This window comes from Ruegeria sp. YTSA226 (assembly GCF_059609905.1).
In genome coordinates, this window is the sequence record NZ_JBXWMQ010000001.1 from 430,247 (window position 1) to 452,302 (window position 22,056).

23 protein-coding genes are annotated in these 22,056 nt (G+C 54.5%); 9 read left to right on the forward strand and 14 right to left on the reverse strand.

Annotated elements, in window-relative coordinates; translation table 11 throughout:
- The first annotated feature begins 97 nt into the window (after positions 1-97).
- The 3 genes from ligA to AC2FFF_RS02170 are packed head-to-tail and all read left to right on the forward strand — an operon-like array spanning position 98 to position 4,547.
- The gene (ligA, locus tag AC2FFF_RS02160; protein ID WP_496750488.1) at positions 98-2,224 is read left to right on the forward strand and encodes an NAD-dependent DNA ligase LigA; all 2,127 of its coding nucleotides are present in this window, start codon (positions 98-100) and stop codon (positions 2,222-2,224) included.
- Complete coding sequence (gene recG, locus AC2FFF_RS02165; RefSeq protein WP_496750486.1) at positions 2,221-4,311, forward strand: ATP-dependent DNA helicase RecG; 2,091 nt, start codon at positions 2,221-2,223, stop codon at positions 4,309-4,311. The genes ligA and recG overlap by 4 nt, the downstream gene beginning before the upstream one ends.
- Positions 4,263-4,547, forward strand: coding sequence for a hypothetical protein (locus AC2FFF_RS02170; protein ID WP_281972409.1), 285 nt, complete (start codon positions 4,263-4,265; stop codon positions 4,545-4,547). The genes recG and AC2FFF_RS02170 overlap by 49 nt, the downstream gene beginning before the upstream one ends.
- Before the next feature lie 186 nt (positions 4,548-4,733).
- Here AC2FFF_RS02170 and AC2FFF_RS02175 read toward each other — a convergent pair whose 3' ends face one another.
- Together AC2FFF_RS02175 and AC2FFF_RS02180 are read right to left on the reverse strand one after the other, a co-directional pair.
- Positions 4,734-5,372, reverse strand: a complete 639-nt coding sequence (locus tag AC2FFF_RS02175) for a MarC family protein (RefSeq protein WP_142633886.1) — start codon at positions 5,370-5,372, stop codon at positions 4,734-4,736.
- Positions 5,373-5,432: 60 nt separating this feature from the next.
- The gene (locus tag AC2FFF_RS02180) at positions 5,433-5,885 is read right to left on the reverse strand and encodes an iron-sulfur cluster assembly scaffold protein (RefSeq protein WP_281972123.1); all 453 of its coding nucleotides are present in this window, start codon (positions 5,883-5,885) and stop codon (positions 5,433-5,435) included.
- A gap of 48 nt (positions 5,886-5,933) precedes the next feature.
- Between AC2FFF_RS02180 and hisI the strand changes: the two genes are divergently transcribed.
- Positions 5,934-6,323 (forward strand): phosphoribosyl-AMP cyclohydrolase, encoded by a 390-nt coding sequence (hisI, locus tag AC2FFF_RS02185; protein WP_281972122.1) that lies wholly within the window; start codon positions 5,934-5,936, stop codon positions 6,321-6,323.
- Positions 6,324-6,327: 4 nt separating this feature from the next.
- Here the strand turns inward: hisI and gluQRS are convergent, their stop codons facing one another.
- The 4 genes from gluQRS to AC2FFF_RS02205 form a co-directional block, all read right to left on the reverse strand.
- Positions 6,328-7,224 carry a tRNA glutamyl-Q(34) synthetase GluQRS gene (gluQRS, locus tag AC2FFF_RS02190; protein WP_496882821.1) on the reverse strand — a complete coding sequence of 299 codons (897 nt, stop codon included), beginning with the start codon at positions 7,222-7,224 and terminating at the stop codon, positions 6,328-6,330.
- Positions 7,221-7,835 carry a class I SAM-dependent DNA methyltransferase gene (locus AC2FFF_RS02195; protein WP_142633878.1) on the reverse strand — a complete coding sequence of 205 codons (615 nt, stop codon included), beginning with the start codon at positions 7,833-7,835 and terminating at the stop codon, positions 7,221-7,223. The genes gluQRS and AC2FFF_RS02195 overlap by 4 nt, the downstream gene beginning before the upstream one ends.
- Before the next feature lie 37 nt (positions 7,836-7,872).
- Entirely contained in the window at positions 7,873-9,213 is a 1,341-nt protein-coding gene (trmFO, locus tag AC2FFF_RS02200) for a methylenetetrahydrofolate--tRNA-(uracil(54)-C(5))-methyltransferase (FADH(2)-oxidizing) TrmFO (RefSeq protein WP_142633876.1), read from the reverse strand.
- Positions 9,214-9,474: 261 nt separating this feature from the next.
- Complete coding sequence (locus AC2FFF_RS02205; RefSeq protein ID WP_281972120.1) at positions 9,475-10,260, reverse strand: enoyl-CoA hydratase; 786 nt, start codon at positions 10,258-10,260, stop codon at positions 9,475-9,477.
- A gap of 58 nt (positions 10,261-10,318) precedes the next feature.
- Here AC2FFF_RS02205 and AC2FFF_RS02210 point away from each other — a divergent pair, with 58 nt between their 5' ends.
- Positions 10,319-10,762, forward strand: coding sequence for a PaaI family thioesterase (locus tag AC2FFF_RS02210; protein ID WP_142633872.1), 444 nt, complete (start codon positions 10,319-10,321; stop codon positions 10,760-10,762).
- A 59-nt stretch (positions 10,763-10,821) separates the two neighbouring features.
- On the opposite strand, the gene AC2FFF_RS02215 is transcribed toward AC2FFF_RS02210, so the two are convergent.
- Positions 10,822-11,049 (reverse strand): DUF1127 domain-containing protein, encoded by a 228-nt coding sequence (locus AC2FFF_RS02215; RefSeq protein WP_142633870.1) that lies wholly within the window; start codon positions 11,047-11,049, stop codon positions 10,822-10,824.
- A 99-nt stretch (positions 11,050-11,148) separates the two neighbouring features.
- Here AC2FFF_RS02215 and AC2FFF_RS02220 point away from each other — a divergent pair, with 99 nt between their 5' ends.
- The 4 genes from AC2FFF_RS02220 to rpsI all read left to right on the forward strand — a co-directional run bounded on the left by AC2FFF_RS02220 (position 11,149) and on the right by rpsI (position 14,191).
- Positions 11,149-12,552 (forward strand): aminotransferase-like domain-containing protein, encoded by a 1,404-nt coding sequence (locus AC2FFF_RS02220; protein WP_271947069.1) that lies wholly within the window; start codon positions 11,149-11,151, stop codon positions 12,550-12,552.
- 11 nt (positions 12,553-12,563) lie between these two features.
- Positions 12,564-13,094 carry a GNAT family N-acetyltransferase gene (locus AC2FFF_RS02225; RefSeq protein ID WP_142633867.1) on the forward strand — a complete coding sequence of 177 codons (531 nt, stop codon included), beginning with the start codon at positions 12,564-12,566 and terminating at the stop codon, positions 13,092-13,094.
- A gap of 147 nt (positions 13,095-13,241) precedes the next feature.
- Positions 13,242-13,700, forward strand: coding sequence for a 50S ribosomal protein L13 (gene rplM / locus AC2FFF_RS02230; protein ID WP_113790645.1), 459 nt, complete (start codon positions 13,242-13,244; stop codon positions 13,698-13,700).
- 5 nt (positions 13,701-13,705) lie between these two features.
- Entirely contained in the window at positions 13,706-14,191 is a 486-nt protein-coding gene (gene rpsI, locus AC2FFF_RS02235) for a 30S ribosomal protein S9 (protein WP_271947073.1), read from the forward strand.
- Between the two features lie 102 nt (positions 14,192-14,293).
- Here the strand turns inward: rpsI and AC2FFF_RS02240 are convergent, their stop codons facing one another.
- The 7 genes from AC2FFF_RS02240 to AC2FFF_RS02270 form a co-directional block, all read right to left on the reverse strand.
- Complete coding sequence (locus AC2FFF_RS02240; protein WP_281972116.1) at positions 14,294-15,382, reverse strand: SGNH/GDSL hydrolase family protein; 1,089 nt, start codon at positions 15,380-15,382, stop codon at positions 14,294-14,296.
- Positions 15,383-15,535: 153 nt separating this feature from the next.
- Positions 15,536-16,201: a YrbL family protein gene (locus tag AC2FFF_RS02245; RefSeq protein WP_271947077.1), complete on the reverse strand. Its 666-nt coding sequence runs from the start codon at positions 16,199-16,201 to the stop codon at positions 15,536-15,538.
- Between the two features lie 144 nt (positions 16,202-16,345).
- On the reverse strand, positions 16,346-17,506 hold the full coding sequence (locus AC2FFF_RS02250; RefSeq protein WP_142633859.1) for an ABC transporter substrate-binding protein: 1,161 nt from the start codon (positions 17,504-17,506) through the stop codon (positions 16,346-16,348).
- 29 nt (positions 17,507-17,535) lie between these two features.
- Complete coding sequence (locus AC2FFF_RS02255) at positions 17,536-19,422, reverse strand: AMP-dependent synthetase/ligase (RefSeq protein ID WP_281972115.1); 1,887 nt, start codon at positions 19,420-19,422, stop codon at positions 17,536-17,538.
- A 5-nt stretch (positions 19,423-19,427) separates the two neighbouring features.
- Positions 19,428-20,201: an ABC transporter ATP-binding protein gene (locus tag AC2FFF_RS02260; protein ID WP_281972114.1), complete on the reverse strand. Its 774-nt coding sequence runs from the start codon at positions 20,199-20,201 to the stop codon at positions 19,428-19,430.
- Positions 20,198-20,962 carry an ABC transporter ATP-binding protein gene (locus AC2FFF_RS02265; protein WP_281972113.1) on the reverse strand — a complete coding sequence of 255 codons (765 nt, stop codon included), beginning with the start codon at positions 20,960-20,962 and terminating at the stop codon, positions 20,198-20,200. The genes AC2FFF_RS02260 and AC2FFF_RS02265 overlap by 4 nt, the downstream gene beginning before the upstream one ends.
- The gene (locus AC2FFF_RS02270) at positions 20,959-22,056 is read right to left on the reverse strand and encodes a branched-chain amino acid ABC transporter permease (RefSeq protein WP_142633851.1); all 1,098 of its coding nucleotides are present in this window, start codon (positions 22,054-22,056) and stop codon (positions 20,959-20,961) included. The genes AC2FFF_RS02265 and AC2FFF_RS02270 overlap by 4 nt, the downstream gene beginning before the upstream one ends.

The window sequence follows — 22,056 nt, forward strand, 5'->3', positions numbered from 1 at the left end:
TCCGGGGCGACACCCTCGTTCACTGAACAGCACGTCTGGACCTAGCCATGCCCTCGCCCTATCACTGAACTCCAAGAACAGTTGACGGGGCGAGGGCATGAGCAATTCCATTTCTGTATCAGACCTGACGGAAGATCAGGCACGCAATGAACTGGCGCGGCTGGCTGGGCTTTTACATCATGCGAACGCATTGTATCACCAGAAAGACGCCCCCGAGATTTCTGATGCCGACTATGATGCGCTGAAACTCAGAAACTCAGAAATCGAGTCGCGATTTCCGCAACTCAAGCGATCTGACAGCCCATCGGATATCGTTGGTGCCCGCCCTGCCGATGGGTTCTCCAAGATTTCACATGCCGTGCGCATGCTGTCTTTGGGCAACGCTTTTCATGACGAGGACGTCTCTGATTTCGATCGGTCTGTCCGAAAATATCTAGGGTTGGATGACGAGACGGGTTTGAGCTATACGGCTGAGCCCAAGATCGACGGTCTCTCCCTTTCGCTTCGGTATGAGAGGGGTAGGCTTGTCCAGGCGGCCACGCGGGGAGACGGAGAAGTCGGGGAAAATGTTACCGCAAATGCGCTGACTATTTCGGATATCCCACACGTAATCACCGGCGCGCCAGACATCCTTGAGGTTCGTGGCGAGGTCTATATGTCTCACGACGACTTTGATCGTCTAAATGAGAGCCAGTCCAAGAAAGGCGAAAAAACCTTCGCCAACCCGCGAAATGCCGCCGCAGGATCCCTTCGTCAGTTGGATTCCGCAATTACCCGTTCTCGTCCCCTCAAGTTTTTTGCTTATGCCTGGGGGGAACTGTCTGAGCCTCTGGCAAGCACCCAATACGAAGCCATACAGCGCCTGAAGGAATTCGGATTTTCAACCAACCCGCTAACCCGTTTATGCGCGGATACAAAGCAGATTCTGGATCAATATCGCAGCATCGAGCTGCAGCGCGCGACGCTTGGATATGACATTGATGGTGTGGTCTACAAGGTAAACGATCTTGCGCTGCAATCACGGCTTGGGTTCCGGTCCAGCACACCCCGCTGGGCAATTGCGCATAAATTTCCGGCCGAGCTTGCCTGGACCCGTCTTGAAGCGATCGACATTCAGGTTGGCCGCACCGGCGCGCTGAGCCCGGTGGCCAGGCTGCATCCGGTTACTGTCGGCGGTGTGGTCGTGTCGAATGCAACGTTGCACAACGAAGATTACATTTCTGGTAAAGACGCAAAAGGCGGCGAGATACGCGAAGGCAAAGACATTCGGATCGGCGACTGGGTTCAAGTTTATCGCGCCGGCGATGTGATCCCGAAGGTTGCCGATGTCGACATTTCGAAACGCCCGGATGATGCCGAAAAGTTCATCTTCCCGGAAAAATGCCCTGAATGTCACAGCGATGCGATCCGCGAGGAAGGTGACGCGGTCCGTCGCTGTACCGGCGGCGTTATCTGCCCTGCGCAAGCCGTTGAGAAATTGAAGCATTTCGTCTCACGCAAGGCCTTTGACATCGAAGGGTTTGGAGCAAAGCAGATTGAGATGTTCTATGATGATCCCGATCTGCCAGTTCGTACCCCGGCTGATATTTTTACTCTGAAACAACGAGATAGTGCGAACCTGAACAGGCTGGCTAATCGCAAGGGATGGGGGGCGCAAAGCGCCACCAATCTGTGGCAAGCGATTGATGAAAAACGAGTTATTCCACTGGGTCGGTTACTGTTTGCACTGGGCATTCGACATGTCGGCGAGGCAGCGTCGAACCTAATCGCAACGCATTACGGATCATGGGATGAGCTGGAAAAAGCGGTTACCATAGCGCATAGTCAGACCGGGTCAGAATGGGATGAACTGCTGAACGTTGACGGTGTTGGTGAGGTTATGGCCCGCGCATTGGTTTCAGCCTTCGCCCAACCTGCCGAACGGCAGAGTATCGACGATCTTGTGGCTCAGCTTGATGTCCAAGACGCGAAACGGCCCGATACCTCGGGCAGCCCTGTTGCGGGGAAGACCGTGGTTTTTACGGGAACGCTTGAAAAGATGACCCGCGCCGAGGCCAAGGCTCGTGCCGAGGCATTGGGCGCCAAAGTGTCGGGGTCGGTCAGCAAGAAAACCGATCTTTTGGTTGCAGGACCGGGTGCTGGATCAAAGGCGAAAAAGGCGGCTGAACTTGGGATCGAGACGCTCGACGAAGATGGCTGGTTGCAGCTGATCGACGGCAAATGAGTGGTCGGCCCGAATCTCTGTTCCCGCTGTTTTCGCGGCTGGAAACGCTTGACGGCGTGGGGCCGAAAACGGCTCAGGTCTTGGCGCAGTCAGGTGTCGAGACCCCGCGCGACGTCTTGTTCGGGCTGCCTTATGCGGTGATTGATCGGCGCAGGCGCGATACCATTCAAGGCGTCGATTTGCCCTCGACGCTGACCGTAGAAGTCACCGTTGGCATCCATCGCCCCCCTAGAAACAAGGGCGGTGCGTATCGTGTCCATGTTGAAGACAGCCAGGCTGAATTTCAGTTGGTGTTCTTTCATGCCCGCGGCGATTACTTGCAAAAAGTGCTCCCTCAGGGCGCGCGCAGGGTGATTTCTGGCAAGTTAGAGCTGTTCGACGGGATCGCTCAGATGGTCCACCCGGATCACATGCTGCCGCCAGCGGATGCGAAGGATATCCCTGAGTTTGAACCTGTCTATCATTTGACCCAGGGGCTGACCCAGAAAACTGCCTTCAAGGCGGCGCGCAGCGCGGTTGCACTCTCGCCGGAATTGACGGAATGGATTGATCCCGCGCAGGTCGCAAAAGAGAACTGGCCAGACTGGCTGAGCGCTATACAAGCAGCGCATAATCCGCAGGGTGCGGATGATGTAGCGTCTTTTTCTCCAGCGCATGAGCGTTTGGCCTATGATGAGCTGTTCGCGCATCAACTGACCTTGGCATTGGCCCGCCAACGAGAGCGCAGGGTCAAGGGGATCGCCAGCGCTGGTACGGGCAAGCTGCAATCCCGTGTGTTGTCGAACCTGCCATACAAGCCCACCAACGCCCAACAGCGCGCAATTCAAGAGATCGCAGGGGATATGGCCTCCGATACGCGCATGAACAGATTGCTTCAGGGGGATGTTGGGTCCGGCAAGACTCTGGTTGCGTTCATGGCACTACTGGTCGCGGTCGAGGCGGGCGGGCAGGGCGTCATGATGGCCCCAACCGAGATTCTCGCTCAGCAGCATCTGGAAGGGTTGCGCCCCCTCGCCGAAGAGGCGGGCGTGGTTCTGGAAATCCTGACCGGTCGTGACAAGGGGGCGGATCGGCGTGCCAAGCTGTTGGCGCTTCAACGGGGGGATATTCACATTTTGGTGGGCACTCACGCCGTATTTCAAAGCGATGTCGCGTTTCAGGAATTACGGCTGGCAATCGTCGACGAACAGCACCGATTTGGGGTCCGTCAACGCATGGAGCTTTCGGAAAAAGGCAAGGGAGCAGATGTTCTGGTCATGACCGCAACGCCGATCCCTCGCAGTCTGGCCCTGACTCAATACGGTGACATGGACGTGTCCGTACTTGATGAAAAGCCGCCGGGGCGAAAACCTGTCAAAACAGCGGTTGTGAGCACTGAACGGATTCAAGAAGTCGTCTCGCATCTGCAAAAAGCTATTGCTGAGGGCCGTCAGTGCTATTGGGTCTGCCCGCTTGTCGATGAATCCGAAGTATCGGATCTGACCGCTGCCGAGGAACGGTTCAAAAGGCTGCGTGCCATTTTGGGGGACGGGGTCGTAGGGCTGGTTCACGGCCAAATGCCGCCCGCCGACAAAGACGCTGCGATGAAGGCATTTCAGCAGGGGCAAACCAAAGTTCTGGTGGCGACCACGGTAATCGAGGTTGGCGTGAATGTTCCAAATGCCTCGATCATGGTTATCGAAAGGGCCGAGATTTTTGGCCTGGCGCAGCTGCATCAGCTTCGCGGTCGTGTTGGGCGAGGCGAGGCAGATTCGACATGTCTGCTGATGTATCAGCCACCCCTCGGCGAAGGGGGGCGCAAAAGGCTGGAAGTTCTGCGCGAAACCGAAGACGGGTTCAAAATCTCTGAGACAGACCTGCAAATGCGCGGAGCGGGCGATCTGATCGGTACTGCGCAGTCAGGTCTGCCGAAGTTCCGTATCGCCGATTTGGAAAGGCAGGCCGGTTTGATGGCAGTTGCGCAGTCTGACGCAAGGGCTCTGCTGGGCGTGGACGCCAAACTTGAAACGCAAAGGGGCAAGGCGGCTCGTGTTCTTTTGTGGCTGATGAAACAGGATCAGGCAATCCGTTTGATATCAGTTGGTTAGACGAAAACAGGAACATTAGTTCACAAATGTTCTCAAAAAGTTCTTTACCAAGACAGCAAAATATGAGAACAAAAGGTCAACAAAGGATTAAAACCCTGACCGGAGGAACCAATATGCTGACCCAGATCAAGACCACCCTAAATCGTTCCCAGTCGACGCTGCTGCAGGACGCAGCAGGTGCGGTTGCACTGGTGGTCATACTTATGGTCGCACTTCATCTTCCCGGAACGTATTAAGTCTTTCTGCCTGCGATCTCATGCCGATCACGCCGCGCTTGTCATCCCCATTTCAATCAAGGGTGACCTGCCTGTCCCAATACCCTTGAAGGGCCATGCCTCGGCCCCGCGCGGATATCCGGACCCCACATGAGAAACGCATTACCTGCCGCCGCCCTTTCCGCCCGAAAGGTGCGGCGGTTTTTTTTAGAGCTGACCGGTTTTCATAATTTCCAACAACGCCGACAGAACCGAGTTCACTGCGACCGATGCCAGGATCATCCCCATGACACGGCTGATGATGGCGGCGCCTGAATGGCCGATCAGCCGAATGATCGGCTCGGCCAGCAACATCAGGACAAAGGCAATCGCAACAACCGACAGCATGACCAAAGCCGTGATCCCCTGATCAGCAACACTGTACCTGTTGTTATCGGTCAAGATGACGATGGCCAGCATCGCACCTGGTGAGGCAAGCGAGGGGACGGCAAGAGGAAAGATCGCTGGGTTGTGTTTGTGGAGTTCGTCTTTGATGTCGTCCTCGGCAGCGCGCTGCTCGACTTCCTGTTTGGGCTCGCCAAAAATCATGGTCAGCGCGAACAGGAAAAGGATAATGCCGCCAGCGACTTGAAAAGAGTTCAGGCCGATATCCAGCGCCTCGATCAGCAGTTGCCCGAAGACCAGGAAAAACAATAGAATCCCGGCGCTTATAAGCGAGGCCACAAGCGCCATCTTACGGCGTGCGGCGGCCCCAAGCCCTGCGGTAACAGCGATGAAGACCGGGATTGTTCCAATCGGATCAATAACAACCCAAAGCGTGACAAAATGCTCAAGTAAACCGTTCAAAACTGGAATTCCCTTCGTTTATTCCGAAAGGCTATAACGTTTCGCCCGTCAAAACCATGTTTAGGCGCAATTTGCACGTTCCGCCTGTTCAAATGCCTCTGCGGTTGCATCAAGAACCAGCAGGATCGAGGCATGACGGTTCTTATATTCCCGAGCGGGCATCAAAACCTCAAGCCCATCAAATGGGGCCTCGGGTGCCGATCCATCCTTTTTCAGCATCGCGGACAGTTGCTCGCGCGCCTTTTCGACCTGAGCACGCGTTGTGCCGACGATTGCTCCGCCAACGACCGAAGCAGAGGCCTGTCCCAGGGCGCAGGCTTTCACGTCCTGACCGAACTCTGAAATTCTGCCATCCTGAACTTTTACATCAACAGTGATGGTCGACCCGCATAGGGGCGAGCGTTTTTTCACCGTAGCGTCAGCGTCATCAAGCCGGCATAGGTGTGGGATGTCAGCAGCAAGGGCCAGAATTCGGCCAGAGTATAGCTTTATCAGGTCATTCTCGCCGGACATGGCTTTCCCTCGTTGAATGTTCCCAATACATAGTGGCCATCCACCGGGATGCAAAAGGTTTTTGTCATGTCTTCCTCAGTCGCGTTCGATGCATCGAGTTTGAAATTCAACGAGGCCGGGCTGATTCCAGCCATCGCTCAGGACGAAAATACGGGCGAGGTATTGATGATGGCCTGGATGAACCAGAGCGCCATTGAAAAGACGCTTGAAACCAGACGCGTTACCTATTGGTCCCGCTCGCGCCAGTCATTCTGGATCAAGGGCGAAAGCTCGGGCCATGTGCAGGAATTGGTTGATCTCCGCGTGGATTGCGACCGGGATTGCCTGCTTGTCCTTGTGCGCCAGACCGGCCCGGCCTGCCACACCAACCGTCGATCTTGTTTCTACACAGCGGTCAGAGACGGGGACGAGGTCGAAATCATGCACCCCATGACCTGATTGGTCAAAGCCCCACCATCGCCCGAATATCTTCGGGCGTCGCACCTTCCTCGCGGAACTTGGCAATGGCACGCGCATCGTCGCGCTTCGCCAGTCGGTTTCCGGCCTGATCGCGTATCAGGCGGTGATGCAGGTAGATGGGTGTCGGCAAATTCAACAACGCCTGCAGCAGAACGTGGATACGTGTGGCTTCGAACAGATCCCGACCGCGAACTACATGCGTAACTTTTTGTGCAGCGTCATCCAGAACGACCGACAAGTGATACGACGTGCCCATATCCCGGCGCGACAGAACGACATCCCCAACCGTTTCCAACATCTCTGCCTGTGTGAACCGGACACCGCCGGATTCAGCACTTGGACCTTCTCCAATCTCTTGAAACGATGCGGTGTTATTATCGTTCTGAAACAGACTTTTAGCTTGTTTTACAGCTGTCGCCATATCCAACCGCAACGGAACATCCAGAGGGCGTGGTTTACCCGATGAACCCTGTTGTTTCCAACGTGTGCGACACGTCCCCGGATAGATAATCCCGTCCGGACCAAGAAGTGGGGCTCCTTCCTGGGGAGCGCTGGCCGCGTTGGCGATGTCTTTTCGGTTGCAGCTGCACGGGTACAGCAGCTCCCGCGACCACAGATCGTCCAGTACGGCATCATAGACTGCGGTTCGCGTGGATTGGCACAGCACCGGTTCAGGCCAAGACAGGCCAAGCCAATGCAAATCATCGTAAATCTGAGTTTCCCATTCCGGGCGCGAGCGAGATCGGTCGATATCCTCGATCCTCAGCAAAAACTGGCCATTCTTCGACTTTGCAAAATCATGCGCCAAAATCGCCGAATACGCGTGGCCCAGATGCAGTGGTCCTGTGGGCGAAGGGGCAAATCTGGTTGCTAAAGTCACACTTTTTCAACAATATAAACGTCAGACTTCATGTCCATTCCCGGAAGGTGCGGGCCATATTCCCGAAACAGCAATCGTGCTGCGCCCATATCCAGCCACTCACTTAGGCGAACGGTATAGCAGTGATCTTCAAGCGTATGATCATTATAAGAAAAAGCTAAAAGACCGTGTGATGGCAATGCGTTTATCAGCATATCCAGTGTCTCTGGCGGTGCGGCGCCGACGCCGATGACTCCGATCGCTGTGATTACTTTATATGCGCCAGCTTGCAGAGGGTTGGGATCTGTGATGTCGAAACTGGTTAGGTTGCGATAAACCCCCTTTGTCAGAGCGCCCTCTAACATCTGCGGGGTGGGGTCTATTCCGTCGATGACCTCAAATCCTACCGCGTTCAGTGCGACACCCGACAGACCGGTACCGCAGCCATAGTCCAGAATTGGGGTTTTCGTTTCAGGTAATTGCGACCAGAGAGCCCGGGCGATACGTCCCGGGGTCGCATAACCGTTTGACCCAACCTCATCATCATAAGACGAGGCCCATTTTTGATAATGTGCTTTGGTCGCCTGAGGCGAATCCAGCCCATAGACATCCTTTAGGAATTTATCGCTCATACCGATATGTTAGGACGTCGGGGCCGGACCCGTCCAGTCACCAATGCGCCAACCACTTGGTCCATTCTTCCTTGGCCCGGTCAGTATAGGCCTTGTAGCGGTCTTTTCGGCCACGCCGACCGCCTTTTAACCCATCGACAGGACGGAACAGACCGAAATTCACGTTCATGGGCTGGAATGTCTTTGCCTCGGCACCGCCAGTGATGTGGTGGATCAAAGCGCCCATGGCACTGTCCTGCGGAACTTCGGGAACGGTACGGCCCAACATCTCGGCAGCAGCCAGACGTCCGGCCAAAAGACCCATCGCGGCGCTTTCCACATAGCCTTCGACACCGGTAATCTGACCAGCGAACCTGATATTGGGCTTTGATTTCAGCCGCATCTGGGAATCCAGCAATGTCGGAGAGTTGATGAACGTATTGCGATGAATACCGCCCAGCCGCGCAAAACTGGCATTCTCCAACCCCGGAATCATGCGAAACACATCGGTTTGGGCTCCGTATTTCATCTTGGTCTGAAAGCCGACAATGTTGAACAATGTTCCTAGCGCGTTATCTCGGCGCAGTTGAACCACCGCGTGAGGCTTTACCTCGGGCTGATGCGGGTTCGTCAGGCCGACCGGCTTCATCGGTCCGTGGCGCAACGTTTCACGACCGCGCTCGGACATAACCTCTATCGGAAGACAACCGTCGAAATAGCCTGCGGTCTCTCCTTCATGGAACTCGGTCTTGTCCGCGGCCAGCAGGGCGTCGATGAAGGCGTCGTACTGTTCTCGGTCCATCGGACAATTCAGGTAAGCGGTGCGTTCTTCTTCGGTCTCACCCTTGTCATACCGAGATTGCATCCAAGCTTTGCTCATGTCGATGCTGTCTGCATAGACGATTGGTGCAATGGCATCAAAGAACGCCAACGACTCGGCGCCGGTTTCCGCGCGGATTGCTTCTCCCAATCCAGCAGACGTCAGAGGGCCGGTGGCAAATATCCATTGGCCGTCAGAGGGCAGGGCGGTCACTTCTTCGCCAGTGATTTCGACAAGGGGGTGAGCCTTTAACTTGGCCGTCACAGATTCCGCAAACGGATCGCGATCCACAGCCAATGCGCCCCCGGCCGGCAGTCGGTGCGCATCTGCCGTCTTCAAGATCAACCCTTCGGCCTCGCGCATTTCCCAATGCAGCAGTCCAACGGCGTTCTGTTCGTCATCATCCGACCGGAATGAGTTCGAGCAGACCATCTCGGCCAAGTTGCCGGTCTGATGCGCAAAAGTTCCGACTTTTGGGCGCATTTCGTGAATCACGACCTCAACGCCCATTTCCGCCGCCTGCCATGCGGCCTCGGACCCGGCCATGCCGCCGCCCACGATATGCAATTTCTGTGTCATAAGCTGCCACATAGGGCACAGAAGATCACAACGCAACACAGCAGCGATGGCGCACGGGAAATCATGTTTTCAAGGGATTTTTGGGGTCGCCGATGCGGGAATGTCTGCGCCAGTGAGAGAAACCAGCTCGGAGGGACCTTCCGCCCACGGCGACCCAAAAAGTGTTCAAGGCCTTAGCCTCGTCTCAGCATTGCCACAGTAACGCCCATTTGAAAAGTCCAAAAATGGCGACATTGCGGAAAAATATGCATGACAAATTCCTTATTGGCTCCAATTTGGATCTCTTTTCCCGATAAATGCAGATATTCCTTCTTCGGTATCCCGATGCATCATATTCTGAGCCATTACCTCGCCGGTATAGGAATAGGCCTGATCCAATGGCATATCCAACTGGCGGTAGAAGGCCTGTTTTCCGACTTTCACGGCAGATCCCAGTTTGGAGGCAAGCTGCTCCGCCAGTGAAACAGCCTCATGCTCCAACAGCATTCCTGGCACCACGCGATTGACAAGACCCAGCTCAGCAGCTCGTGACGCCGGAATGAAATCTCCGGTCGTCAACATCTCGAAGGCGTGTTTGCGTGGAATGTTTCGGCTAAGAGCAACCATTGGAGTCGAACAGAACAGCCCGATATTCACACCGTTTACGCCAAACCGCGTCCCTTCGGCAGCTACAGCAAGATCGCAGGTTGCAACCAACTGGCATCCGGCCGCCGTAGCAATGCCGTGCACCTGGGCAATAACCGGCTGCGGAAGCGACTGAATCGAAAGCATCATTTTCGCACAGCGATTGAAAAGGTCCTGGAAATAGGCTTTGCCGCCGTCTTCAGATTGGCGCCCAGCTGTCATTTGTTTCAGATCATGACCCGCACAAAAAGCTTTGCCTTTACCAGAAAGGATCACCGCCCGGATGGAACTGTCTTCGCGCAGAGTATCAAGTTCAGTCTGCAGCGCAGCCAGCATTTCGTCACTTAGGGCGTTGAGTCGGTCTGGCGCATTCATTGTAAGCCTAGCTACGGCGTCTGCGTCATTTCGTTCCAGAATTCCCATCTTGCCCTCCGATCTGATGTGAGGCCAACTCTAGGTCGGCAAATCCAGGAGGGGAAGTATGTCATTGGCAATGAATCGGGAGGAACTGGAGGATTATATGAGCCAAATCTTCCCCCAGGTCAGTCAGGATTATTCGGTCCAGGATCTGACCGAAGAGTCCATCGTCATGAGACTTGCCGTTGGCGATCGTCATTTGCGCCCCGGTGGGACCGTCTCGGGGCCGTCTATGTTTGGATTAGCTGATGTAAGCGTTTACGCACTGATCCTGGCGCGCAGGGGCCAGCAATCTCTGGCCGTGACTACTGGTTGTTCAATGGACTTCATGCGTAAACCGGATGGAAATGCAGATTTGATTGCGCGCTGCACCTTGCTGAAGCTAGGAAAAACCCTTGCCGTAGGTGACGTTCTAATATTTTCGGAAGGGTCAGACAAACCCGTCGCTCGCGCAACGATGACCTATTCTTTACCACCAGAGGGGTCAGCTGCGGCAGCTTTTGGGTGAAAAAATGGCCGGGATAAACCCGGCCAAGGAAGAGGTCCCATATAGGGACTGGGGATTACCTAGCCCTGCCAAAAAGGGCGTTCGATCTCTCGTCTGGCCTGGTAATTAGTCAGGCCCACATCCTTCAGCAGCCTGTCATCGAGATTGGACAAGTTAATTCGGCTGCGGCGTTGCCGCTCCCATTTTGTGACCGTCGCCGCAAACCGCACGGCCAGTGCGGCAATCAGCGGCAGCCGGGGGCTGTCGTTAAGCGCTATCAGGGCGGGGTTGTGCATTGCGCGTGTCATCTTGGGGTTCCTTTCAAATTGTATTGACACAAACGTAATATGTTCGGTATGAACAATTGATACATTCAGAATTGTGCTGCAATCAAAGGAAGAATTGTAATGGATACAATTTGGCCAGAGTCACTGCCTAAATCCAAAGGGCCAAAATATACACTGGTCGCCGATACAATTCGAAAAGCTATAGATAACAATCTTTTGGAAGTCGGTACAAAGCTGCCGCCGGTGCGGGAACTTGCCTATAGGTTACAAATCACACCGGGCACCGTTGCGCGCGCCTATACGATACTCACAGATGAAGGTCTGCTCAGCGCCGAAGTAGGACGTGGTACATTTGTGGCCCCGCCCAAGGCGCCTCTGCTCGATGATGTCTGGGCTCGGCAACTTCATCTCAGAGATGACAAATATGAAGCCAATGTCAGCCTGTTCAGCCCGAGGCTTGCCGATATGGGGCAGGTGGCCCTGATCCGCGAATGTATGCAGAAAGTGGCACAATCCGATCCACGCCTGTTTATGAACTATCCAACCCGCGATGCGTATAAACCTATGCGACAGGCTGTTGTAGATTGGCTTTCCGATTTGCCATTGGGACCAATTTCGCAGGACGATATCGTTCTGACCCACGGCGGACAAAACGGTCTTTGCCTTGTATTTCAGACAATATTACGTGGACCAAAGCCGATTGTTCTGGTCGAAGATCTGTCATACGCAGGGTTCCGACGCGCCGGTGAGTTGATGCGTGCAGAGGTCATTGGCGTAAAGATGGACAAATGGGGCGTGGATCCCAACGCTATGGAGCATGTCCTTCGCCAGTCGGCGGCGCAGGCCATATGTGTCTCACCCGAGGTTCAAAATCCGACCGGCTCACATACACCACTGGAACGCCGCAAAGAAGTTGTGGAAATCGCGCGGCGGTTTGGCGTCCAGATAATCGAGGACGACTGCTACCGCATGGGTGATGCAAGAGCGCCCAGCTATCGCGCCCTGGCGCCGGAAAGGGGATGGCATGTGTCGTCGATCTCGAAGATTTTGACGCCCGCACTGCGTGTCGGGTTTGCCATAGCGCCGCGCGAGCGCAGCGTTGATCTGCGCCGTTCAGCGGAATATGGCTATTTTGGCCTTGCTCAGCCGCTTGCCGAACTGGCGCGGCTGATGTTGTCTGATCCGCGGACGCGCCAAATCGCAAAAGATGTCCGGACCCGGATGGGGGAATATGTGCGCGTGGCCGTAAACGCCCTGGGTGGGTTCGACCTGAACTGGGCCTCAGATGTACCTTTTGTCTGGCTGAACTTGCCTTCTGGTTGGCGAGCGGCTGCGTTCAGCCGCGCAGCCGAGCGAGAGGGAATTCAACTGCGGTCTGCCGATGAGTTTGCTTTGCGTGACGGGCGCGCGCCCAATGCGGTGCGCATTGCCATGAACGGGCATGTATCGTTGGATCAATTCGAGGACGCAATGCAGCGTCTCAGGCGTCTGCTGGATAATCCACCCGAACAGATTTCGGTGTAAGGGGACGCTTAATGGATATTCGGGAAATGCGGGGCAGGGGATTTGTCGTCACACCGATGCTCAAAAGTGACTTCGAAGACCTGCACCTTGCAGCCAGCGATCCGTTGATTTGGGCCGGGCATCCCGCCAAATCCCGCCATCAGAAAGAAGTTTTCGCCCCTTATTTCGATTTTCTGTTGAGCGCAGGTGGGTCAGTGACAGTACGCGAAGAGGCGACAGGCCGGGTCATAGGGTGCTCTCGCTATTATGAGCCTCCCGAAGTTCCCGGGGGCATCGGCATCGGATACAGCTTTATCACCCGTGATCACTGGGGCGGAGCCAGCAATCGGACGATCAAATCGCTGATGGTAAATCAGGTGTTCGGCGAACTTGATGAGGTCTGGTTTCATATCGACCCAACCAACTTGCGATCACAAAAAGGGACCGCGAAACTTGGGGCGCGGTACGTTGATACCCGGCAACTTGTTCTTGGTACCGGGGCTGGGCAGTGGATGCGTTGGGTATTGACGGAAAAAGATTGGCAAAAACATGGGGTAAAATAATACCTATTTTGTAATACATTGTTTTTGCTAAGTTAAAACTGATTTGCGTGTATTGACCCGCCTTTCGCGTGGGTTTAAACCCCATCCATCGAATTCGGACCGCTCCGTATGGGGGCGGTCTTTCACATCAAACAGGACTATCCTGCCATGAAAACCTTTTCTGCAACACCTGCAGACATCGACAAGAAATGGATCCTGATCGACGCCGAGGGCGTTGTTCTGGGCCGTCTTGCTTCGATCGTCGCCATGCGTCTGCGTGGCAAGCACAAAGCGTCGTTCACCCCGAACATGGACATGGGCGACAATGTCATCGTGATCAACGCTGACAAAATCCAGATGACCGGCAAGAAGCGCGAAGAGAACTTCTACTGGCACACTGGCCACCCGGGCGGCATCAAGTCGCGCACCAAGCAGCAGATCCTCGAGGGCAAATACCCCGAGCGCGTCGTGACCCAGGCGGTCAAGCGCATGCTGCCGGGCAACCGCCTATCGCGTCAGGTTATGACCAACCTGCGTGTTTATGCCGGTGCCGAGCATCCCCATGAGGCGCAAGCGCCCGAAGTTCTGGATGTTGCATCCATGAACAAGAAAAACACCCGGAGCTAATGACCATGGCCGATCAGATCAATACTCTCGAAGAGCTGAGCGCCGTAGCAGGCGTTGAAGTTGTGGCCGAAGAAGTCATCGTGCGTGAACCCGTACGCGACGAACTGGGTCGTGCCTATGCCACCGGCAAGCGTAAAGACGCTGTTGCCCGCGTTTGGATCAAGCCGGGTTCCGGTAAGGTCACCGTGAACGGCAAAGACCAGGACGTGTACTTTGCACGCCCCGTTCTGCAGCTGATCCTGCGCCAGCCGTTTCAGGTTGCCGGCGTAGAAGGTGAGTTCGACGTTGTTGCAACCGTCAAAGGCGGTGGCCTGACCGGTCAGGCCGGTGCGGTCAAGCACGGCGTCTCGAAAGCGCTGCAACTGTACGATCCGTCGCTGCGTGGCGCACTGAAAGCCGCTGGTTTCCTGACCCGCGACAGCCGCGTTGTGGAACGTAAGAAATACGGTAAGCGCAAAGCGCGTCGTTCGTTCCAGTTCTCCAAGCGTTAATCGCTGGCACGAACCTTCAAGACTGTTTCAAACGGCCGCACAATGTTGCGGCCGTTTTTCTTTTGTTGATTGGGATTTGGTTTGCCGAATCTGTTTTCGAACTCAGCCAGCTGCTTTGGTTTCGATCAGCGGGGCCAGAATCTGGAACATGAAATCAGACAGAACCCTGTTGCCGTCGGCATTCAGATGACCATCGTATCTGAAATACAGATCTTTACCTGTGGAGCTGTATTCTTCGGTGAGGTAGGGCAACGCTTCGTGCCACTGAAATCCTTGCTCGGCCACCACACCCTCCATCAGGCGGTCGGGTAGGCCGGGATCAACCTCGGGATCAGAAGATGTTTTTGCGGCCTGGAGAACCTGAAACAACTGTGGGACAGACACGACCACAAGCTCGGATCCCTGCGACTGCGTGAAGGTGGCCATGCGGGTAAACACCTGCTTTGTCGTCTCGACTTTGGCCTGAAACAGCTCGCTCATCGGGGTGGTGAAAAACGCCTTTCGCGGCGTCATCAGGTACAGTTGGGTATAGCTCTGATCGTTGGCCATCAGCATTCGCTTTAACATCGTGACCGAGTGCAGCGAGGATTTCTTGATATTCCCGGACCCCACAACCGAGCTGACATCGCTGTAAGCGACATCAACGCCATCAACGGTCCGAATAGGCTCATTTGCAAACATATCGTTGGGAAGAAAGGTCACCAGCACAATATCGGGGTTATATTTTTCGCTTAACCGCTCAAGATACAGCGCCTGTTGAGATGTGTTATATCCCGGCACGCCTGCGTTGATCAGCTGCACAGACATGCCTTCATCCAGGAATTTCTGGGCCAAAAGTTCAGGCCAGATATCGCCCAGCTCGTTTGAAGCGCCGAAGGTAAATGAATCCCCCAGCAGCAGGATCTTGATGGTGCTTCCATCGTCTGCGGCATTGGCTGGAAAACGCGTTTCACGAAACCCGTTTTCGTCGACTTTATACTCGACCGTGAACTCTGGTGCATTGATGGCGACGACAGTGTTTGGCCTGTTCGTATGCCCGACGACCGGGTCCTTCAATCCAAGTGGACCACCCTCTGGATATGTTGTCAGAACGCCTTGTGGTGACAGCCAACGGATGCCCAGCTCCACACCAGCAAGAAGCGTTGCAGAGATCATCACGATGATCAGAAAGTTCAGAATTTTTGACCGCATTTTTTATCTAACTACCTAGAATACCATTTACTGAATTGGTCCCGTTTTCATGGTAATGACGAGGACGCACAAAACACATTTCTGAATGTTGAGATTAACAGCCCGCACACGTCAAGCGTGAGACGAAAAGAAAGTCACTCCAACACGGATTTGTCAGTCCGTTTCACGTCCTAAAGCCTGTTGAGCCAAAGCAAGGAATTTCTGCCGAGTCTGGTCGATCTTTCGTTTGTTCAGGCTTGGGAACCACCTGCGAACTGGGATCGCCTGCTTATTTCCGAAACTGTCTATCCAGACCCATCGTCCTGAGCCGTCGGCCAGCGTCTGATAGACGATGTTGCCAGGGTTCTGGTTACTGACCAAAACGTTCTCTTTAACCAAAATGTCAAAATGCGCGTTCAACGAATCCAAGTGATGCGGCTTAAGGCGACGGCTTTGGACCAAGCCAATAAGGCTGGGCGATAGCTGTCCGTCAGGCTCGGAAATCCGCTCGTACATAAGCGCCAGACCCAGGTCCGTCTGAACCACACCTCGCACCTCACATACGGGGATAGGAGCAGCGGATTTCTGGTGACGCACCATAAGATCAAACGACTCGTGAAACTCGCGCAGAAATCCTTTGAACGCCGTCGAGCGTCGAAACATCCGATCAAACCAGGTATCCGTCACAAGATGAGCTTCGTCATCTATCGTCTGAGGTTGCGGGATCTTCAGCAGAGTGTCCGGCAGATCAGGGTGTTGATAGACAAATTGCCGATTACCCTGCGCGATGATCTTACGATCTTTCAACGACAACAGATTTTCGATTCGAGTTTTTTCCATTTGGCTTAACTATAGCGGTTTTGCATTGGAACCAATTATCCGCAGGTGGATAGCTCAAAACAAAATGAAAAAGCCGTCCGTATTGGAACGGACGGCTCATGGTTTCTAACGCCTGAATGCTGATCAAACTCTGTTTTTCAGTCGTTACTCTTCGTGGACCAGCTTCCAAGCACCGTTTTCAACAACGCTCACAAACACCGTATCGGCACCTTGGTGGTCGTCCGGCGAAAACGAGATGTGGTTTCCAACCAGTTCGTCGTTGTAGTCGAGTGTCTCCATCGCAGCGATAAAACTGTCATGAGTCAGATCGGGGCCGGCAGTTTCCAGCGCCTTAACCATCATTTCAGCCGCGGAATAGCCCAACATCGCAAATCCAACGGGATCTTCGCCTGTTGCAGCCTTATACTCTTCGATGAAGGCTGCAGGGGCCGGTTGGTCCGCGCGGGCCCACAAGTCCAGCCATGAGGCGGCGGCATAAAAACCATCCGTCACGCCACCCGGCACCTGGGCAACGACGGTCAGGAAGCTGGCTGATGTTCCCAAGAATTTCATATCCGTTAGACCCATCTTTTTGGCGGTGCCAACCACAGTGATCGCCTGCCGAACCCCAAGGGCCATGGTGACGATGTCGCAGCCTTCATCTCTGAGCTTGCTCAGAGAGCCCACGAAATCGGTCTCATCGGGCTTGTGGGTGGTTTCTGTGCCAAAACCGATCCCAGCCTCTTCGGCACCCGCCTTGCTGCCTTCCAGAATCTCCTCGCCGAAATCGGTGGGCAGATACATGGTGCAGACTGTTTGCGATCCGAATTCGCTGGCCAGATAGTTCACGCCGACACGCGCCTGATCGAAATAGGTGGAAAAGGACGTGAATTTGTTGCGCACTGGTTCTTGCAGCATTTTCTGCGACGACGTCAAAGGCGCGACATTCGGAATGCCCTTGGGATCCAGCAGTTTGAATCCGGCCAGGTTCATCGGCGTACCCAGAGATTGCAACATCGCAAACACCTTGTCGCGGTTCAGCAACTTGTTGTAGCCCTGCATCGCGCGCGGCATCTGATAGCCATTATCCTCAACCACAAAACGGATAGTCCGACCGTGAACACCACCTGCAGCGTTCACGCGGTCGAACACTACATTGGCGCCTTTGGTGGCTGGGACACCAACAGCGGCGAAGATACCGCTCAGATCATTGACCGAGCCAATTACAATCTCATCATCCGTAACACCCTGTGTCTGAGCGCTGGAGAGTGTCGCGACAGCCGTCAAAACTGTGGCAGCGGACAGCCGTTTAATCAGATTCCTCATTATAATCCTCCCTTTGGATAACGTTTTGTCTAATTGTACATGTCTTCAATAAGATGTTCGTGTTTCTTTTCTACAAAGCTGCGCTTGAGCTTCATTGTGGCCGTCAGTTCGTCATCATCTGCCGTCAGCAGAACATCTATCAGGCGGAAATCCTTGATCTGCTCAACCCGTGCGAAATCCTTGTTTGCGGCCCCCACTTCGTCTTTGATCTGGTCCCGAACCTCGGCGGAGGCACAAAGAGAGGCGAAATTCGAGAAGGGGACCTTTCGATCCTGCGCAAATTTCTCCACGTTTTCCTGATCTATCATGATTAGTGCAGTCAGGAACTTGCGCTTATCGCCAATTACAACTGCGTCCGAGATAAAGGGGCTGAACTTGAGACGGCTTTCAATCTCGGCCGGGGCGATATTTTTGCCGCCCGCCGTGATGATAAGATCTTTGAGGCGACCCGTAATGGTCACGAAACCGTCTTGGTCGATCTGGCCCATATCACCAGTACGCAACCAACCATCGGCAGTGAAAGTCTCGGCTGTTTTGGCGTTGTTTCGCCAGTAACCCTGAAAGATGTTCAACCCTTTAAGCTGAATCTCTCCACCTTCGGAAATACGGACGTCATTAACGGGCACAGCCTTTCCAATGGTTCCGATCCTGTTGTTTCCAAGTGTATTCAATGTCGCCAGGCCCGATGTTTCGGTCATACCAAAACCTTCGACCAGAGGTACACCAATGGCCCAGTACCATTTCAGCAAGTCCGCCGAAATCGGAGCGGCACCGCTTCCACCGCGCCGCATATTGTCCAACCCCAGCATCCGGCGCAGGTTACGCAGAACCAAACGGTCCCAAAGCCAGTACTGCGCGGCAACACTGGCCGGGAGCGGCTTGCCCGCCAGGATATATTCGGCACGTGCCAGACCCGCCTTTACCGCCATTCCAAAGGCCGCGCGCCCGGTCGAGGTTGCATCCTGGGCCATGATCTGAACCTGAGAATAGATCTTTTCCCATACACGCGGGACCGCCGTAAACGTCGAAGGAGAAACCTCTTGCAGATTTGCGAAAACAGTCTCGGGGCTTTCGGCAAAGTTGACGACAGATTTCGTTGCCAGCGGGAAATATATGGAAACATCACGCTCGAGGATGTGGCAGAGCGGCAAAAAGCACAGCTGTTCATCTGTTTCCAACGCGGGCAAGGAATGGGCGCCGGCTTCGATTGCGGCCAGGATGTTCTCGTGGCTCAGCATTGCGCCTTTTGGCATGCCGGTCGTGCCGGACGTATAGACAAGAAGGGCGGTATCCTGCGGGGATGCAAGCGCGATTTCTGCGTCAAAGCGGTTCGGCTCTTCACGCTCGGTTTGCTGACCTAGCTCATAAAGATCGCTGATCATCATGCAGCGGTCATGGTCCAGATCATGCAGGCCTTCATCCTCGAGGATGATGACCTTCAAAAGATTGGGAAGATCGTTTTCGACCTCAAGAAACTTGTCCAACTGCTCTTCATTTTCGACCACCAGAAAACGGCTGTCACTGTCATTGATCAGATATTTCAGTTGCGCGGCCGAATCCGTCGTGTAGATGCCCGAGGCGATCCCCCCGACGCCCTGAATGCCCATATCGAACCAGGCCCATTCTTTTCGGTCTTCGGACAGGATCGATACGACCTCACCGCGTTTCAAGCCCAGCTTTTGCAGGGCGAGGCCTATCCATTTCGCGTGCTGCCAGTAATCCGTCCAGGAATAGGATTTCCAGATACCGAAATCCTTTTCACGATGCGCCGTACGCGCGCCCAAATTGGCACAACGCTTTTGAAATAGTTGCCCGATGGTTGTGCATTCATCTACATAGACAGGTCGCTGACCGGGATTTGCGTTGTACTGAACACCGTTGATCATGATCTGAGAGGGCAGGGTGCTTATATTCATGCTGCTCACCTCCACGTCTTCTTGCGTTTCCAGCGGCGGTTTTCACGCGCACCTTCTTCCTGCACGCCCAGATAGAAATTCTGGATATCTTCTGACCGCATCAGTTCATCCGCAGCGCCATCCATGACAATGCGCCCAACCTCCATGACATAGCCGTGATGGGCCAGTTCCAGCGCAGCATTGGCGTTCTGTTCAACCAGCATCATCGTCATGTTCTGTTCATCATTCAGGCGCTTCAGGATTCCGAAAATCTCTTGCACAAGCAAAGGAGACAGGCCCAGCGAGGGCTCGTCCAGTAACATTATCCTTGGATTTGCCATCAATCCCCTCCCGATTGCCAACATCTGTTGTTGGCCTCCGGATAAGGTCCCCGCCTCTTGATTGCGGCGTTCTTTCAGGATCGGGAAGTATGAAAAAACCAGATCGCGATCATGATCAATTTGCCCCCGGTCCGACGAGGTATAGGCCCCGAGACTCAGGTTCTCATCCACGGTCAAAAGGGGGAATACTTCGCGCCCTTCGGGTACGTGGACGACGCCTTTCTGCACAACTTTATGTGGCTCGGCCCCTTGAATTTCGACCCCGTCAAAGCTGATCTTGCCCTTTTCTGGGTCCATTACGCCGGACACGGTTTTCATCAATGTAGTCTTGCCGGCCCCATTAGCCCCAAGGATCGACACGATTTTACCCGGATGCACATCCAGCGACACGCCCCGGATTGCCATGATTGGCCCGTAAAAACTTTCGACATTGCGAATGGTCAGGATCGGATCGCTCATGACACTTTCCCTAGATAGGCCTCAACCACTGCCGGGTGTGACTGTACCTGCGCAGGGGTTCCCAGTGCGAGCATTGCCCCATCCGCCATTGCAAGGACCCGATCCGAGACGCCCGAGACCAAAGCCATGTCATGTTCGACCATCAGCACCGTAATCCCCATCTGCCGCCGGATATCATCTATCCACCAGCGCATATCGGTCGTTTCCTCGACCGACAGCCCCGAGGCCGGTTCATCCAGCAGTAACACCTTGGGATCGGTGGCCAGGGCGCGGGCAACTTCAACCACTTTGCGCACACCGTAAGGCAGGCCGGATATCATCTTGTCGCGATAGGCCTGTAGATCAAGAAAATCTATGATCTCTTCCACATTTTCACGGTTTTCGATCTCTTGCCGCCGGGCCGACGGCAGAAACAGCACCTCGGATAAAAGTTTTGTCTTGCGGTGCCGATGACGCCCGACCAGCAGGTTCTGCAGAACAGTGGCGTGTTCGAACAGTTCGATATTCTGAAACGTCCGCGCAACACCAAATGCTGCAACGCCTGACGGTTTCACCTGCAGCAAGTCATGCCCGTCATACCGGATTGAACCCTCTATTGGTTCATAAAAGCGCGAGATCAGATTGAAAACGGTCGATTTACCCGCGCCGTTGGGGCCGACTATGGCAAAAACCTCGCCGTCTTCGACCGAAAAGGACAGGTCGTTCACAGCCGTCACGCCACCAAATTTCAAGGTGACATTCTTAAATTCAAGCAGGCTCATCTCAGACGCTCCGTCTTGAGATAGGATTTCTGACGTTTGAACATGTCCTTGCGATAGAAGGGAAACAGTTCGAACCATGTCCGGATCTTCAGCCAACGTCCATACATCCCCATGGGTTCAAACAGGATAAAGGCGATCAGGATCATGCCGAAGATACCAAATTCCAATCCCGGAATTGCGACGGTGCTGCCCCCGAAAACTGCGCCGACATACTCTTTTGCGATCGACAAAAATTGCGGCAGAAACCCTATGACGACAGCGCCCAGGAATGCCCCGTGGATTGAGCCCAGACCACCGATCACGATCATCATCAGCAACTGAATTGAGATTAGGACACTGAATGTCTCGTTATTGAACGCGCCCGAGAACATCCCCATCAGAGCACCTGCCCAGCCGGTCACGGCGCAGGACAGGGCAAATGAAATCATCTTGGTCTGCGCAATATCAACACCCATCGCCTGGGCCGAGACCTCAGAATCTCGCACGGCGATGAAACTGCGCCCAAGCGGTGCGCGCAGCAGGTTAATATAGCCCAGAGTGACCAGAACCGCGACTGCAAGCACCAGCCAGAAGAATTGGACCGGCGTAGCCCAGCGATCGACCATGAATCCAAATATCTCGACCCCGCCGATATATTTACCGGCGACCCCGCCGGTGATCGGCTCGGCCAGGACAATCACGTCATCCATCAGGATCGACAGGGCCATGGTAAAGATTGCCAGGTAGATACCGTGAAGGCGCAGGGCCGGGATAGCAACGGTCACCCCTGCTATCCCGGTCAGGATACCGGCGATCGGGAAGGCCAGCAGGAATGGCAAGCCTGCCTCAATCAAGATGATATTCGCATAGCACCCAAAGGCCAGAAAAGCCGCATGCCCAAGGCTGACCTGTCCGGTATGGCCGGTCAGTATCATCAACCCAAGACCTGCAATCGCCCAGATCAGAACATTTGTCAGCTCACCCAGATAGAATGCGTCCAACCACCACGGAGCGGCGATCACGACGCCTAGAAGGATCAGGTATAGGCTCAGTTGATACCGGTCTTTCCAAGGCCGGATATCTTGCATGTAACTGGTCTTGAAAATGATCCGCAT

Coding starts and splice junctions, on each gene's coding strand:
- AC2FFF_RS02270 (WP_142633851.1), bottom strand. CDS start 22,056: ATGCGGATCATTTTCAAGACCAGTTACATGCAAGATATCCGGCCTTGG.
- AC2FFF_RS02220 (WP_271947069.1), top strand. CDS start 11,149: ATGGATACAATTTGGCCAGAGTCACTGCCTAAATCCAAAGGGCCAAAA.
- AC2FFF_RS02265 (WP_281972113.1), bottom strand. CDS start 20,962: ATGAGCCTGCTTGAATTTAAGAATGTCACCTTGAAATTTGGTGGCGTG.
- AC2FFF_RS02205 (WP_281972120.1), bottom strand. CDS start 10,260: ATGGGAATTCTGGAACGAAATGACGCAGACGCCGTAGCTAGGCTTACA.
- hisI (WP_281972122.1), top strand. CDS start 5,934: ATGCAAAAGGTTTTTGTCATGTCTTCCTCAGTCGCGTTCGATGCATCG.
- AC2FFF_RS02225 (WP_142633867.1), top strand. CDS start 12,564: ATGGATATTCGGGAAATGCGGGGCAGGGGATTTGTCGTCACACCGATG.
- AC2FFF_RS02240 (WP_281972116.1), bottom strand. CDS start 15,382: ATGCGGTCAAAAATTCTGAACTTTCTGATCATCGTGATGATCTCTGCA.
- AC2FFF_RS02195 (WP_142633878.1), bottom strand. CDS start 7,835: ATGAGCGATAAATTCCTAAAGGATGTCTATGGGCTGGATTCGCCTCAG.
- AC2FFF_RS02210 (WP_142633872.1), top strand. CDS start 10,319: ATGTCATTGGCAATGAATCGGGAGGAACTGGAGGATTATATGAGCCAA.
- AC2FFF_RS02250 (WP_142633859.1), bottom strand. CDS start 17,506: ATGAGGAATCTGATTAAACGGCTGTCCGCTGCCACAGTTTTGACGGCT.
- AC2FFF_RS02245 (WP_271947077.1), bottom strand. CDS start 16,201: ATGGAAAAAACTCGAATCGAAAATCTGTTGTCGTTGAAAGATCGTAAG.
- rplM (WP_113790645.1), top strand. CDS start 13,242: ATGAAAACCTTTTCTGCAACACCTGCAGACATCGACAAGAAATGGATC.
- AC2FFF_RS02180 (WP_281972123.1), bottom strand. CDS start 5,885: ATGTCCGGCGAGAATGACCTGATAAAGCTATACTCTGGCCGAATTCTG.
- recG (WP_496750486.1), top strand. CDS start 2,221: ATGAGTGGTCGGCCCGAATCTCTGTTCCCGCTGTTTTCGCGGCTGGAA.
- AC2FFF_RS02215 (WP_142633870.1), bottom strand. CDS start 11,049: ATGACACGCGCAATGCACAACCCCGCCCTGATAGCGCTTAACGACAGC.
- ligA (WP_496750488.1), top strand. CDS start 98: ATGAGCAATTCCATTTCTGTATCAGACCTGACGGAAGATCAGGCACGC.
- AC2FFF_RS02255 (WP_281972115.1), bottom strand. CDS start 19,422: ATGAATATAAGCACCCTGCCCTCTCAGATCATGATCAACGGTGTTCAG.
- AC2FFF_RS02260 (WP_281972114.1), bottom strand. CDS start 20,201: ATGAGCGATCCGATCCTGACCATTCGCAATGTCGAAAGTTTTTACGGG.
- rpsI (WP_271947073.1), top strand. CDS start 13,706: ATGGCCGATCAGATCAATACTCTCGAAGAGCTGAGCGCCGTAGCAGGC.
- trmFO (WP_142633876.1), bottom strand. CDS start 9,213: ATGACACAGAAATTGCATATCGTGGGCGGCGGCATGGCCGGGTCCGAG.